At 66.6% G+C, this 13,998-nt stretch carries 13 protein-coding genes; 6 read left to right on the top strand and 7 right to left on the bottom strand.

All coding sequences use genetic code 11. The annotated features are described in order from the left end of the window. Position 1: 1 nt before the first annotated feature. Positions 2-1,099, bottom strand: coding sequence for a deoxyribose-phosphate aldolase (gene deoC, locus VAPA_RS30440; protein WP_041946695.1), 1,098 nt, complete (start codon positions 1,097-1,099; stop codon positions 2-4). A gap of 213 nt (positions 1,100-1,312) precedes the next feature. Here deoC and VAPA_RS30435 point away from each other — a divergent pair, with 213 nt between their 5' ends. Then, complete coding sequence (locus VAPA_RS30435; RefSeq protein WP_021004072.1) at positions 1,313-2,101, top strand: DeoR/GlpR family DNA-binding transcription regulator; 789 nt, start codon at positions 1,313-1,315, stop codon at positions 2,099-2,101. Between the two features lie 64 nt (positions 2,102-2,165). On the opposite strand, the gene VAPA_RS30430 is transcribed toward VAPA_RS30435, so the two are convergent. Beyond that, positions 2,166-3,059, bottom strand: coding sequence for a LysR family transcriptional regulator (locus VAPA_RS30430; protein ID WP_051255438.1), 894 nt, complete (start codon positions 3,057-3,059; stop codon positions 2,166-2,168). 109 nt (positions 3,060-3,168) lie between these two features. Between VAPA_RS30430 and VAPA_RS30425 the strand changes: the two genes are divergently transcribed. Beyond that, positions 3,169-4,167, top strand: coding sequence for a Bug family tripartite tricarboxylate transporter substrate binding protein (locus tag VAPA_RS30425; RefSeq protein ID WP_051255468.1), 999 nt, complete (start codon positions 3,169-3,171; stop codon positions 4,165-4,167). Then, on the top strand, positions 4,167-5,480 hold the full coding sequence (locus VAPA_RS30420) for an FAD-dependent oxidoreductase (RefSeq protein WP_041946694.1): 1,314 nt from the start codon (positions 4,167-4,169) through the stop codon (positions 5,478-5,480). The genes VAPA_RS30425 and VAPA_RS30420 overlap by 1 nt, the downstream gene beginning before the upstream one ends. Before the next feature lie 11 nt (positions 5,481-5,491). Here VAPA_RS30420 and VAPA_RS30415 read toward each other — a convergent pair whose 3' ends face one another. The 5 genes from VAPA_RS30415 to VAPA_RS30395 form a co-directional block, all read right to left on the bottom strand. Then, positions 5,492-6,286, bottom strand: coding sequence for an enoyl-CoA hydratase/isomerase family protein (locus VAPA_RS30415; RefSeq protein WP_021004068.1), 795 nt, complete (start codon positions 6,284-6,286; stop codon positions 5,492-5,494). Between the two features lie 27 nt (positions 6,287-6,313). Further along, positions 6,314-7,255 carry a Bug family tripartite tricarboxylate transporter substrate binding protein gene (locus VAPA_RS30410; RefSeq protein ID WP_196232590.1) on the bottom strand — a complete coding sequence of 314 codons (942 nt, stop codon included), beginning with the start codon at positions 7,253-7,255 and terminating at the stop codon, positions 6,314-6,316. 103 nt (positions 7,256-7,358) lie between these two features. Further along, positions 7,359-8,900, bottom strand: coding sequence for an AMP-binding protein (locus VAPA_RS30405; protein ID WP_041946693.1), 1,542 nt, complete (start codon positions 8,898-8,900; stop codon positions 7,359-7,361). A gap of 258 nt (positions 8,901-9,158) precedes the next feature. Continuing rightward, complete coding sequence (locus tag VAPA_RS33680) at positions 9,159-9,980, bottom strand: IclR family transcriptional regulator (RefSeq protein ID WP_021004065.1); 822 nt, start codon at positions 9,978-9,980, stop codon at positions 9,159-9,161. A 128-nt stretch (positions 9,981-10,108) separates the two neighbouring features. Further along, on the bottom strand, positions 10,109-10,924 hold the full coding sequence (locus tag VAPA_RS30395; protein WP_021004064.1) for an IclR family transcriptional regulator: 816 nt from the start codon (positions 10,922-10,924) through the stop codon (positions 10,109-10,111). Positions 10,925-11,113: 189 nt separating this feature from the next. On the opposite strand from VAPA_RS30395, the gene VAPA_RS30390 reads away from it, so the two are divergent. Genes VAPA_RS30390 through VAPA_RS30380 form a run of 3 tightly spaced genes read left to right on the top strand, consistent with a single transcriptional unit; the run spans position 11,114 to position 13,993 of the window. Next, positions 11,114-12,073, top strand: a complete 960-nt coding sequence (locus VAPA_RS30390) for an MBL fold metallo-hydrolase (protein ID WP_021004063.1) — start codon at positions 11,114-11,116, stop codon at positions 12,071-12,073. Positions 12,074-12,101: 28 nt separating this feature from the next. After that, positions 12,102-13,775, top strand: coding sequence for an FAD-dependent oxidoreductase (locus tag VAPA_RS30385; protein WP_021004062.1), 1,674 nt, complete (start codon positions 12,102-12,104; stop codon positions 13,773-13,775). Positions 13,776-13,786: 11 nt separating this feature from the next. Next, positions 13,787-13,993: a DUF2783 domain-containing protein gene (locus tag VAPA_RS30380; protein ID WP_021004061.1), complete on the top strand. Its 207-nt coding sequence runs from the start codon at positions 13,787-13,789 to the stop codon at positions 13,991-13,993. The last annotated feature ends 5 nt before the right edge of the window (positions 13,994-13,998 follow it).

Below are 13,998 nucleotides of genomic sequence, written 5' to 3'. Positions count from 1 at the left end.
GTCATCCGATCGGGTGGCGGTGGAAGGCCGAGTAGCGGCCTGTGACGTGGTGTTCCAGCTGGCGTTCGATGTCGGCCAGCAGGGTGGAGGCACCGATGCGGAACAGCTCGGGCTCGAGCCAGGCGCGGCCCAGTTCTTCCTTCATGAGCACCTGGTAGTCGAGCGCGGTCTTGGCGGTGGAGACACCGCCGGCCGGCTTGTAGCCCACGCGAAAACCCGTGCGGGCCTCGTACTGGCGGATCATGCGCAGCATCACCAGCGTGACCAGTGGCGTGGCGTTCACGCCCTCCTTGCCGGTGGAGGTCTTGATGAAATCGGCGCCGGCCATCATGCAGACCATCGAGGCCTTGGCCACGTTGCGCAGCGTCTTGAGCTCGCCCGTCGCGAGGATGGCCTTCACATGCGCGTCGCCCGCGGCGAGGCGGAAGTCGCGCATCTCGTCGTAGAGCTTGCGCCACTGGCCGGTGAGCACGTGTTCGCGCGTGATGACGATGTCGATCTCGGCCGCGCCGTCGTGCACCGAGGCCTCGATCTCCTTGAGCTTGAGCTCGTGCGGAATCAGCCCGGCGGGAAAGCCCGTGGAGACCGCCGCCACCGGAATGCCGGTGCCCGCGAGCGCATCCACGGCCGTGGCCACGAAGCGGTGATAGACGCAGACCGCGCCGGTGTGCAGCGTGCGGTCCGCAAAGCCGAGAGCGGCCAGCAGGTCGGGGCGCACGGGGGTCACGGCCTTGGCGCACAGCCTGCGCACGCGCTCGGCCGTGTCGTCGCCGTTGAGCGTGGTCAGGTCGATGCAGGTGATGGCCTTGAGCAGCCAGCCGGCCTGCGCATCCTTCTTGACCGAGCGGCGGCCGGGCAGCGTGGCCACGCGGCGCTCGGCCGCCGAGAGGTTGACGCGGATGTTGTCGAACCAGCCGGCCTCGAAGGGTTGCGCGGTGTTGCGTGCGATGGCGTGCGGCTGGTTGTCGGGCGCCGCGGCGGCGTTGGCGGCAGCGGCCGCGGGTGATGCGGCAGCGGCCGCGGGTGATGCGGTCGCGACCGTCGCAACGGGGCGTGCGCGCACCGCGCCGCTGGCACGAACGAGGGAAGTGGAATTCATGGCGTGAAGGGCACCGAGGCGCGCAGGCGCCACATGAGTGGAAGGCAGGCAATGGGCATGTCTTTGTCTCTGATCGGTTGTGCATGCCGTCGTGCAGGGCCGGCGGCGTATCGGCGTGAATGTTATTTCAATAACATTTAATCGCGCAAGATGTTTTTCAAATAACATTTTCGATGCCCGATACTCGGGCTTGTGGACCAGAGGAACCAGAACATGCGAAAGACCGCCGGCGCCGAGGCCCGGGCCTTGCGCCTTGCCAAGATGCAGGAGCTCGTCGAGGCCGGCGGACCGTTGCCGATCAAGCAGGCCGCCCAGCGGCTGGATGTGACCGAAATGACGATCCGCCGCGACCTGTCGGCGGCCGTTTCACCGCTCACCGCCCTCGGCGGCTACGTGCTCGCGGCCGCGCTGCCGGGCGGCGACAGGTACTCGCTCGACGAGGCCAGCGACCAGCATGCGGCGCACAAGCGCGTGGCCTGCCAGCGCGCCGCCGAATGGGTGCAGGCGCACGACAGCCTGTTCATCGACTGCGGCACCACCATGGTCCATTTCGCGGAAGCCTTGCCGCCCGACATGCCGCTGAGCGTGGTGTGTTACTCCACGAACATCGCGTCCATCCTGAGCCGCCGCCCGAACACGCAGCTGATGCTGATGGGCGGGCTGTACCACGCGTCGTCGGCTACTTTCTTTTCCGACGAGGGGCTGCAATATCTCAATCGACTGGGCGTGAACAAGGCCTTCATTTCAGCCGGCGGACTGGACCTGGAGCGGGGCGCGAGCTGCTCCAATTTCCACGAGGTGCCGGTGAAGCAGGCAGCGATCCGCAGCGCGTCGGAGAGCTTCCTGATCGTGGATGAAAGCAAGCTCAATCGCCTGCGCCCCGCCTTCTTCAGTCCGCTCGATGCGTTTGCGCGCATCGTGGTGGGCGGGGCGCCCGCGCCGGGTTTGCGCAAGCAGTTCAAGGATCTGCCGATCGAGTTTGCGCGACCCCCGGCTGTTTGAATCAAGTGCTTGCATGCGCGCAGGGGCGGCACGCCGGCCGCGTTCTCCCCGACACGCAAATGGTTCAGCCGCGCCCGGCCTGTTTCAACGAGGCCGCCGCCAGTTCGACCATCCGCTTGCCAAGCACCGAAGGTGCGAAGCCCTCGTGCGTGAGCGCGAAGATGCCCAGCAATGGACTGCCGACGATGGGCCGGAAGTCCAGTTCGTCGCTGCGATAGGCGCGCGCCGTCAGGTCATCCACGATCGCGACGCCGGCGCCGCAGGCCGCCAGTGCGCAGGCCATCTGTCCGGAGCGCACCTCGACGGTGGAAGCCGCCTCCACCTTGCTGCTCGCGCACCAGTCGGCAATGATGCGGCCCTGCGGCGTGTCCCGGCTGAACGAGATCAAACGCTCTTTCAGCACGTCGCCGGCGCGCAGCAAGCGCTTCGACGACAGTGCGTGGCCCCTGGGAAACACGCAGACGAGGCGCCACTGTCCGACCGGCTTCGATGCCAGCAGCGCGTGGTCGGTGGGGATGGTCGAGATCGCGATGTCTGCCTCGCGGCTGGTCAGGCGGCTCAGCATCTCGCGGGTCGGCAGCGTCTCGAGATAGATCCTGGCCGCCGGGTATTCGTTTGCCAACCACGCGACGGCGCGTGGCACGGCGACCAGTGCGGTGCTCGGGCTGGCCAGCACGCGCAGCGACAGTCGCGCCCCCGACTTGAGTTCCTCGGCGCGCTCAGTCACCCGACGGATGCCGCCATACACCTCGGACACGTCTTCGTAGAGGGCCTGCGCTTCCGGGGTCGGCAGCAGCCGGCCCTTCTTGCGATCGAACAGCCGCAGGCCCAGTTGCAGTTCGATGTGCGCCAGCATGCGGCTGATCCCGGGCTGGGAGACGTGGAGCAGGCGCGCGGCATCCGTGACGGAACCGGCCAGCATCACGGCGCGAAATACCTCGATCTGTCTCAGGTTCATATCCATGGCACCTCCAATAACATGATGTTATGGGAGGAGCAGATCTTGGTATTGGCTTCTCGATGCCGCGCTTTCTACGATCGAAGTCCTGACATTGGAGACATTCGAAATGAACCACACCTTGCGGACCGTGAGCCGGCGCACGGCGCTATCCTCCATCGCGCTCGCCCTGGCTGCCACACATGCAGGAACTGGCTGGACCGCGGATGCGTGGCCGAACAAGACGGTGCGCATCATTGTTCCGTTTGCACCAGGCGGTGGCGCCGACAGTTCGGCGCGCGTGCTGGCCGAAGTGCTGGCGCCGAAGCTCGGCCAGAGCGTCATCGTGGAGAACCGGCCGGGCGCCGGCAGTGCCATCGGCGTGATGGCCGCCGCGCAGAGCAAGGACGGCCACACGCTGCTCATGGGCAGCAACAGCATGGTGATCAATCCGGTGCTGAATCCATCGATCAGCTACGACGTGGCCCGCGACTTCGATGCGGTCGGCATGGTGTCGGCGCAGCCTCTGGTCCTGGTCGTCCCTGCGGCATCGAAGCTGACCAGCTTTGCCGAGCTGGTTGCCGAAGCGAAGGCGCGGCCCGGCACGTTGACTGCCGGCAACAGCGGCAACGGCACGCTGGCGCACCTGACGGCCGAGCTGTTCGCGATCCAGACGCAAACCGCCATCACCAGTGTTCCCTACAAGGGCGAGAGCGCGCTGGTGCCCGACCTGATCGGGGGGCTGGTGTCTTGCGGATTCCTGAACCTGCCCAGCGTGATCGCGCACATCCGCTCGGGCCGACTGCGCGCGCTGGCCGTGTCTTCGCCCGCGCCCGTGGCCGCACTGCCGGGCGTGCCGACGCTGCGGTCGCTGGGCCAGCCCAGCCTCGAGGTGCAAGGCTGGGCCGCGCTGGTCGCGCCGAAGGGCACGATTCCAAAGGAAGGCCTTGCCCGCCTGGAAACGCTGCTGACGCAAGCCCTGGCAACCGATGCCGTGAAGACGCGTTTCGCTTCCCTGAGCGTCGAGCCCGTCGCCAGCGGCCGGGATGCCACGGCGCAGTACCTCAAAGACGAGGGCACGCGCTGGCAACAGGTGATCAAGGCACGCGGCATCAAGGCCGACTCGTGATGCAAGACAAGACCTTCGGCTATCGCATCGCGAAGACGATCGACGCGGATGTGGCCGTCTGCGGTGGCGGCGTTGCAGGCGCCATGGCGGCGGTTGCGGCCGCGCGTGCCGGTGCTTCGGTGGTGCTGGTCGAACGCTACGGCTTTCTCGGCGGCAATGCCACGGCCGGCGCCGTCGCGCAGTTCAACAGCTGGCAAACCGCCAACGGACGCCGGGTGGTCGCGGGGCTGGCCGACGAGGTCGTGGCGCGGCTCGGCCGCTACGGCGGCGCCGGCGAGCACGCCACCTTCGTGATGTCGACGGGCCACAGGATGGACCGCGTCGAATACGCGCCGGAAGTGCTCAAGCTGGTACTGGACGACATGGTCCAGGAGGCCGGTGTGCGCCCGCTGCTGCATGCCAGCGTGCTCGACGTCCGGGTGACGGGTCGGCACATCGATTCCGTGCACGTGCTGACCAAGAGCGGCGTGGTCGAGCTGCGCGCGCAAGTGCTGATCGACGCCTCGGGCGATATCGATGCGCTCCAACGCGCAGGCGCCACCTTCCTCGAACTCGACGATGGCGAGGCGCTGCAGCCGGCCACGATGATGTTTCGCTTCGGACCGATCGACTTCGCGCGTTTCGAAGCACTGTCGAAGACCGAGATTGCCGCCCTGGCGCGGCGCGGCTACGACGACGGGCAGTTGGCGCGCGCCGCCTTGCATTCGAGCCGTGATCCGTTCAGCGCCGACGGCTGGTTCAACATCGGCCGCCTCGGCATCGATGCCACGGACGCCATGGCGCTGGGTGCCGCCGAGATCGAAGGCCGGCGCCAGGCCTGGAAAGCGGCCCAGTACCTGCGGCGATGCGTGCCGGGCTGTGAAGAAGGCCAGTTGCGTGCGTTCGGCACCCAGGTCGGCGTGCGCGAAACGCGGCGCATCGTCGGCGACCATGTCCTGACCAGCGAGGAACTGCTGCGCCCGGAACAGTTCCCCGATGCGATTGCCGCCGGCGCGTATCCGATCGACATCCATCCGGCCGCTGGCGGCGAACTGCGCTACGAAGGGCTCGGCGGCGATCACGCCTATCAGATCCCCTACCGCAGCCTGATTCCGGTCGGTTTCGACAATGCGCTGGCGGTCGGGCGCGGCGTCTCGGCGACGCACAGCGCACATGCGGCGATCCGCGTGATGACCATCTCGATGGCCGTGGGCCAGGCAGCCGGCGTGGCGGCGGCAATGGCGGCGCAGCCGAAGCAGTACGGGAAGGTTCGTGCCGTGCCGATGTCGGCGCTGCGCGAACGGCTGCTCGCAGACGGGGCGCAGCTGGCTTGACCGGATCCGATCTAGATCCCGGCGGGCTTCGCCTGCTTGCGTTCGGTGAATTTCCTTGCGCCGAGCGAGTAGGCGCCGGACGCGAAATTGATGGCATGGCCACGGCGGGCCGCGGCCGCGGCCTTGGCGAACATCTCGTCGCCCATCTCCTTCCACCACGATTTGGTGATGGCCACGGAGGTTGGCGACCACTGCGACATCTGCGCGCAGATTTCCGCCACCCGTTCGTCCAGGCGAGCGTCGTCCACGACTTCATGGACCAGCCCGAGCGCGAGGGACTGCGCGGCCGGCACGATCTCGGCGAGCAGCACGAGCCGCTTCATCGCGGCCTCGCCGATGATCGAGTTGAGCAACGTGCTGCCGAAGATTGCCGCAGAGCCCACCTTGAATTCCGTCATGCCGAAGCGCGCCTGGGTGGAAGCGATGCGAAGGTCGGCCATGAGCGCGATCTGCAGTCCTGCGCCGGCCGCCACGCCGTTGATCCGTGCGATGACCGGTTTGCCGAGCGCACGGAGCACTTCATAGAGGGCCATGTAGCTGTCGATCCGCGCGGCCGAGCCCGCCGCGTCCATGGCGGCGCTCTCGTGCTGGTCTTGTCCCGCGCAGAAAGCCTTGCCCGCGCCGGTGATCACGATCGCGCGCACCTGCGCGTCGGCATCGGCCGACAACAGGGCGGACTGGAAGAGTTCGCGCTGCGTGCGGTCGAACGCGTTCATGGCGTGCGGGCGATCCATCGTGATCAGCGCGACGCCGTTGTCGATGGCAAGAGTGAGGCAAGGTTGCGTGGAGGAGGGTGTTTCAGTCATTGGTCGCTTCCAGGATGTCCATGGGGCCTAGCGGGCAACCTTGATTCGCTGCACCACCTGCTCCCACTTGTTCGATTCGTTCTGCAGCCGTTCGCGCGCCTGGGCGGGCGTGCTGTGAACGGCCTCGACGCCGAGCTGGGCGAAGCGGCGCTTGACCGCCTCGTCTTCCAGCGCCTCGTTGAGCACCGCATTCAGCGTGGCGACCACGTCGTCGGGCGTCCCCTTGGGCGCCAGCACCGCATACACCGAGGCGGCGACGAACTGCGGCAGGCCCTGCTCCGCAAAGGTGGGCAGCCCCGGGAAAATGGCCAAGCGCTGCGGGCTCGCCACGCCCACGGCCACCACCTTTCCCGAGGCCAGGTTGGTGAGCGCCGTCGGCGAGGTGGTCACCATGAACTGGATCTCGCCCGCAAACAGGTCGGCCATCGCCGGCGCAGAACCCCGGTAGGGCACGTGCAGCAGTTCAATGGCCGCCTGCTGCCGGAACCACTCGGTGACGATGTGTTCGGTCGAGCCGTTGCCCGACGAGCCGTAGGCGAGCTTGCCCGGCTGCTGCCTGGCCTTGGCGGACAGTTCCGCATACGAGGTGATTCCGCTCGCCTTCGACGCGAGCATGACCAGGGGCAGCTCGCCGACCGTGGCCACCGGCCTGAAGTCCTTGGCGATTTCGTAGCCGACGGCCTCGGCGCTGGACATCTTTTCGGACATGACATACGAGGTGGTCGGTGCCATGAGAAGCGTGTGGCCGTCCGGCGCCGCGCGCTTGACGAACTGCGCGCCGATCGCACCGGAGGCGCCCGCCTTGTTGTCCACCACCACGGACAGCTTCAGCTTCTGTGCCATGCCTTGGGCAAGGATGCGCCCGACCACATCGACGCCGCCGCCGGCCGGGAAGGCCACGACCAAGGTGATGGGCTTGTCGGCGAGGCCGGCCTGGGCCCATGCGCAGAAGGCGAGGCTGGAAGCCATCACCATCGCCTGGCGCCAGCGATTCAAGTGAGCTCGGACCATGACTTTTCCTTTCAGTTGAGCAATCGGGGAATCGGTGAGCGCCCTTGAGGCGGGTGCGTAGTCAGTGCCTGACCGCGCGAAAGCCGGCGGCGTCGGCGTCCCACACACCCGTGACGCTGCGAGACAGCTCCTTCTTCTGGATCCGCTGCGTCGGTGTCTTGGGGAAGGCATCGATGAACTCGACGTAGCGTGGCATCTGGAAGTACGGCAGCTTGCCGCTGCACCAGCGGATCAGCTCGAGCGGCGTGATGCTGGCCCCCTCGCGCAGGCGCACGAACAGCTTGAGTTCGTCTTCGCCAAGCTCGCTGGGCACGCCGACCAGTGCCACTTCGGCCACCGCATCGTGCTGCGCGAAGACGCTCTCCACGTCCCAGGCCGCAATGTTGATCCCGCGGCGCCGCAGCATGTCCTTCTTGCGCCCCGCGTAGAAGAGATGGCCGTTCGCATCGCGGTGCGCGAGATCGCCGCTCAAGAACAGATCGCCGCGGCGCGCGGCGGCGTCGGCCTGCGGGTTCCTGAAGTAGCCCAGGAAGCCCAGGCGCGGGTCGAGCGCGCGAATGGCGATTTCGCCCTTGGCACCCGGCGCGACCGGCGACCCGTCGTCGGCGAGCAGCGAGATCTCGTAGTACGACAGCGGCTTGCCGATGGAGCCCGGTGGTCCGTCGATGTTGGCCGTGACGAAGGTGATGAGTTCGGAGAGTCCGTAGCCCTCCCGCATCGACACGCCGAAACGCTCGGCGAATGCGTGCCACACATCGGCGGGACAGCCGCCTCCCCAGGCGATGCGCACGCCGTGCTCACGGTCGTTCGGGCGCTCCGGCTGTTTCAGCAGCATCGGCAGCACGCTGCCCAGGTAGTGGATGTGCGTGGCCTGGTGGCGGCGAACGTCGTCCCAAAATCCCGAGGCGCTGAAGCGCTCCAGCATGGCCAGCTGGAAACCGCCCATCAGTGCGGCAATCGCGACGGCCACGCCGGAGCCGTGGTGCAGCGCCTCCCAGAACAGGAAGACGTCACCCGGTGCGGCCTCCGTCAGGCGAAGGATGGCCATCGGTCCGGCGCGCAGGTGGCGGTCGGACTTCAGCACGCCCTTGGGTGCGCCGGTGGTGCCCGAACTCGGGCTGAGCGCGATGATCTCGTCGGTCTTCACGGCTGGCGCGGCATCGTCTTCGTAGCAGGCCGCGAAGCGGTCGAACTCCCCGTCGATGCCGTTGCGCCAGATCACCTGGGGCAGGTCGCTTGCGAGTTCCTCGAGCGCAACGCGGTAGGCACCGTCGGCGACGATGGCCTGCGGCGCGAGCTCGCCGAGCAGGTGGGCCAGCGGCGCGCCCAGCAGGTGCGCGTTGATCGGTACGCGAACCATGCCCAGCCGCGCCAGCGCAAAGATCAGGTAGAGGTGATCGGGATGGCTGGGCAGCATGACGCCGACCCGGTCGCCTTTTCGCAGGCCTTGCGACTTCAGCAGGGTGGCCACCTGATTCACACGCCGGTCGAGCATCCCGAGGCTGATGCGCTCGCCCCTGAAGGTGCAGTAGACGTCTCCCGGATTGGAGCGGGCGCGGCGAGCGAGCAGCTCGCCGATGGTTTCCTCGCTGAGCGAAGCCATGGCGACCGATCCGGGCAAAAGGTTTCCTTGCGACATCTCGTTCCCTGTTGGAGAAGACAAAAATCGGAAGACTTAAATAATTGAAATGCAATTATCAAGTTTGCAATTCAATTTAATCTTCGGCGGTATGCCTCACCGCGTCAAGTACGTGGATACGCGCACCACCCGAATGCGGCGGTCGAGCCGGCCGTCGGCACATCCGGCAGTCAGAAAAGAAGAGAGGGAATGGGGCAGCGGGGCGCGGGGCGAGCCCTGCGCTCAGATGGAAGCTTCGCGTGCCGCCCGTTCGAGCCGGGGGAGTATCAGTTCGCGCGCCTGCGCGATGCTGTAGCGCGACCGTACGGTCGATATGTTGAGCGCGGCGATCGGGCGCCCCGAGAAATCCGTCACCGGTACGGACACGGACACGCCGTCATCGCCGAAATTCTTCTCGGTGAATGAATGCCCGTCTTCCGCTGCCTTGCGGAAAATGGAGAGCACCTCGGAGCGGCTGCGGCTGCCGAAGCGGGCCCGCATCTCGGGAGGCAGGGCGTCAAGCATCTTCAACAGCTGTGCCTGCGGAGCCTGCGAGAGAAGCACCTGGCCGGAGGAAGAGGTGAGCGCAGGAAAGCGGCTTCCGGCCGGAAGATTGATGGCCGTGATGTGCGACCCGGGGATGTTCAGCAGCACGACCACCTCGTCTCCGTCCAGTTCCACCCACGACACCGTCTCGCGCGTCTCCCTGGCGAGCTTCTCGAGCAACGGGTACGCCAGTTCCCGTTGCGGATGATGGCGATGGATGCCGCGCACCAGGCCCAGCAGCTTCAGGGAGGGCAGGTACTTTTTCGACTCGCTGTCCTTGCTGAGGTAGCCAAGCCGGTGGAGCGTGTAGACGAAGCGCTGCGCCGCGCTGCGGCCCATGCCTGTGTGCTGCGCAATGTCGCCGATCGAAAGGGTGGAGGGGTGTTCGTTGAACAGCTCGAGGACGCGCATCCCCTTTTCCATCGAACCGACGAACAGGCGTCCATCGACATCGCCTTGATCTTCGGGCGAATCGGCCTGGGCGGAGGAGCGCTTCGAGCGCTTTTGAGACGTGTCCACGAGGAGCGTGACGGTCGATGGTGTGAATACGTATCGAGGCGCGCCGCGCTTTCAAGGCGCGGGCCGGGCAAGGAGCGAAAAATAGTGTAGCCCAGGGGGCGGTTGCCGTGCTCGCTCGCACGCGCGGCTCAGACGTTTCGCCATCCAAGACGGCTGGATGCTTCCGCTGCCGCATGGCGAACGGCTGTCGCGGCACTGGAATTCCAGTCCGCCGAAAAACTGTCCCGATGCCCCAGCGCCGTAATCACGACAACAGGTTCGCCGTCGTGATCAAGGACGGGGGCACTGAAAGCGTTGATGCCGGGGATCGGCTTTCCTTCGGCGCGTGTGACGCCATGGTCACGAAACTCAGCTACAGCCTCCAGGAGTTCCCTGGCCTTCGGCTTCAGCAACGGCGCCCTCCGGTCTTCCGGGTCACCGAGCGCTACTGCCATGGCCTTCTCGATGCGTTCGGCGGGCAGCACGGCCGCAAAGGCGCGGCCGGTGGCCGTGCCGAGTATGGACATCACGGTTCCAGCGCGCATGGACACGTGCAGCGGTTCGCGCGCCTCGATCATGCGAATGATCGTCGGCCCGAAGTTGCCCCAGATGGCTACCGCGACCGCATGCCCGGTCGACGCTGCAAGCTGCCGGGCGATGGGCAATGCAACCCGGACCGGGTCCAGCTGGTGCAGGCATGTCAGTCCCAACTGCAATGCGGCCGGGCCGAGCGCATAGCGGCCGGTTTCGGATTCCTGTTCGATCAACCCGAGCTTGCCGAAGCTCACCAGGTATGGGTGCGCGCGTGAAGCGGGCAGTCCGGATCGGCTCGAGAGGTCCCTGAGCGTCAAGGGCGTCTGGCTGCCGGCCAAGGCAAGCAGCAGTCGCCCCCCCACCTCGATCGCCTGAACGGCACGCTGCCCCTTGTCTTCCTTCGCGGCTTCTCCGGGATGGCTGTCTCGCATATCGCCTTTCAAGTTCTCGCAAGTCTAGTTTGGCCAGGACGAAGAGATTTGCCATGTGCAAACCAGCGGGCGTGGCAGCCTGGGGAAAACACCTAATTCTTCCTATGCAAATTAGTTTGCTATAAACAAATTCACATTGCATACTGCAAACGCGTTTGTTTTAGACAAATTCCGATCCAGGAGCCCCGCATGAACACCCCCAAGAAATTCGCCTCCCAGGCCGACCTCGAAGAGAAGACGGTCAGCTTCACAAAGCTCTCGGAACACGCCTGGGCCTACACGGCCGAGGGCGACCCGAACACCGGCATCATCGTGGGGGACGACGCCGTGCTCGTGGCGGACACCCAGGCCACGCCAGCGATGGCGCAAGACGTGGTCAGGCGCATCCGCGAGGTGACGGACAAGCCGATCAAGTACGTCGTCCTGACCCACTATCACGCGGTGCGCGTGCTGGGCGCGAGTGGCTTCAATCCGCAGCAGATCATTTCGAGCCAGGACACCCGTGACCTGATCGTTGAACGCGGAGAACAGGACAAGGCGAGCGAGATCGGGCGCTTCCCGCGCCTGTTCCAGAACGTCGAGACCGTGCCACCGGGGCTGACATGGCCCACCCTGACCTTCACCGGCAAGATGACGCTGTGGCTGGGCAAGCTCGAGGTGCAACTGCTGCAGCTCGGACGCGGCCACACCAAGGGCGACACCGTGGTCTGGCTGCCGCAGGACCGGGTGCTGCTCAGCGGCGACCTGGTCGAGTTCGACGCCACGCCCTACGCGGGCGATGCCTATTTCAAGGATTGGCCACAGACGCTCGAGAACATTGCAGCGCTGAAGCCTGCCGCGCTGGTTCCAGGCCGCGGCCCCGCTCTGCTGGGCGAGGAGCAGGTGGCCGCCGGCCTCAAAGCCACCGGCGGTTTCATTGCCGACGTGCGCGCCTGCGTCGAGGCCGGCGTGGCCGCCGGCAAGGACCTCCATGCGGTCTACCAGGACACCTTCGCCACCCTCAAGCCCAAGTACGGCCACTGGGTCATCTTCGACCACTGCATGCCGTTCGACGTGACGCGCTGCTACGACGAGGCCACCCGGTACCCCGACCCGCGCATCTGGACGGCCGAGCGCGACATCGAGATGTGGAAGACGCTGGAGGGCTGAACCGCCTCGCGCCGCAGGAGACAGAACCATGCAACTGAATGAACTTGCGTTCCGCAAGGGGGAAGCCGTCGACTACCAGAAGCTGGCGTTCGACTACGCCCGCCATCCCGACCAGGACGCCGCGACGCCGGTGCGCCGCCCGGTGGTCGTCGTCGGCGCAGGCCCGGTCGGGTTGGCGCTGGCCATCGATCTGGCGCAGCGCGAGATTCCGGTGATCCTTCTGGACAACGACAACACGCTGTCCGCCGGCTCCCGCGCCATCTGCTTCGCGAAGCGCACGCTCGAGATCTTCGATCGGCTCGGTTGCGGCGACCGCATGGTCGACAAGGGCGTGTCGTGGAACGTCGGCCGCGTGTTCTTCAGGAACGAGGAGATCTACAGCTTCGACCTGCTGCCGGAAACGGGACATGCGCGCCCAGCCTTCATCAACCTGCAGCAGTACTACGTGGAAGGTTTCCTGGCGGAGCGCGCGGCCGAGCTGCCGCTGATCGACCTGCGCTGGAAGAACAAGGTCACGGGCGTCGCGCAGCATGCGGATCACGTCACGTTGACGGTCGAGACCCCCGACGGACCGTACCAGCTCGATGCCGACTATGCTGCGGCCTGCGATGGGAGCCGCTCGAGCATGCGCGGGCTGCTTGGGCTGGAAAGCAAGGGCCGCCAGTTCAAGGACCGCTTCCTGATCGCCGACGTGAAGATGAAGCTCGACCGGCCCGCCGAACGCTGGTTCTGGTTCGATCCCGAATTCCATCGCAACCAGAGCGTGCTGCTGCACATGCAGCCCGACAACGTCTGGCGCATCGACTTCCAGCTCGGCTGGGACGCCGATCCCGAAGAAGAAAAGAAGCCCGAGAACATCATTCCGCGCGTCAAGGCCCTGCTGGGCGAGGACGCGCAGTTCGATCTCGAATGGGCGAGCGTCTACACCTTCTCCTGCCTGCGGATGGATCGGTTCCGGCAGGGCCGCGTGTTCTTCGCCGGGGATTCGGCGCACGGCGTCTCCCCGTTCGGCGCCCGCGGCGCCAACTCGGGCGTGCAGGACGCGGAGAACCTGGCGTGGAAGCTTGCCGCGGTCCTGCAGCACCGGGCGCCCGACGCGCTGCTCGACAGCTATGGCCACGAACGCGAATACGCGGCCGACGAAAACATCCTCAACTCGACGCGCGCCACCGACTTCATCACGCCCAAGAGCGAGATCAGCAGGCTGTTCCGGGATGCGGTGCTCGAACTCGCAAAGTCCCACGCCTTTGCGCGCACCCTGGTGAACAGCGGCCGGCTGTCCGTGCCGGCCACGCTGCGCACCTCCGCCCTGAACACGCCGGACGCCGACGCCTTCGAAGGGGGCATGGTGCCGGGCGCCGTGGCGGCGGACGCGCCGGTGATCCGCGCCGATGGCAAGGCGGGCTGGCTGCTGCAGGAAGCAGGCAAGGGCACGTTCACGGCGCTGGTGTTCGGCGACGGCGAGACAGCGGACCGCGCGGCACGCGCTGCGGCCGAAGCGGGCGCCGCTGCAGGCGTGCCCGTCGCGACGGTGCGTATCCCGATCGATGAAGCGCATGCGCTGGCGGCCCGGCGCTACGGCGCGAGGCCCGGCACGGTCTACCTGCTACGCCCCGACCAGCATGTGTGCGGACGCTGGCGCCAGGCCGACACCGGCCTCGTGCGTGCCGCGCTTGATCGCGCGCTTTGCTGCAACGCCTGAAGGATCCCGCCATGCCGCAAGCCACCACCGCGCACCTGACGACCGCACCCAACATCGATGCCCCGGATGATTTCTACGAGGCCCTGATCGACGCCCACCAAGGCCTCTCCACGGACGAAAGCCACGCCTTCAATGCGCGGCTGGTGCTCGTCCTGGCCAATCACATCGGATGGCTGCCCGTGCTGCACGATGCGCTCGCCGCTGCAAGACGCAGCTGAAATCA

The organism is Variovorax paradoxus B4 (genome assembly GCF_000463015.1).
GTDB lineage: Bacteria > Pseudomonadota > Gammaproteobacteria > Burkholderiales > Burkholderiaceae_C > Variovorax > Variovorax paradoxus_E.
Note: the sequence above shows the minus strand (reverse complement) of the source record. Positions and strands in the feature narration are given on the sequence as shown.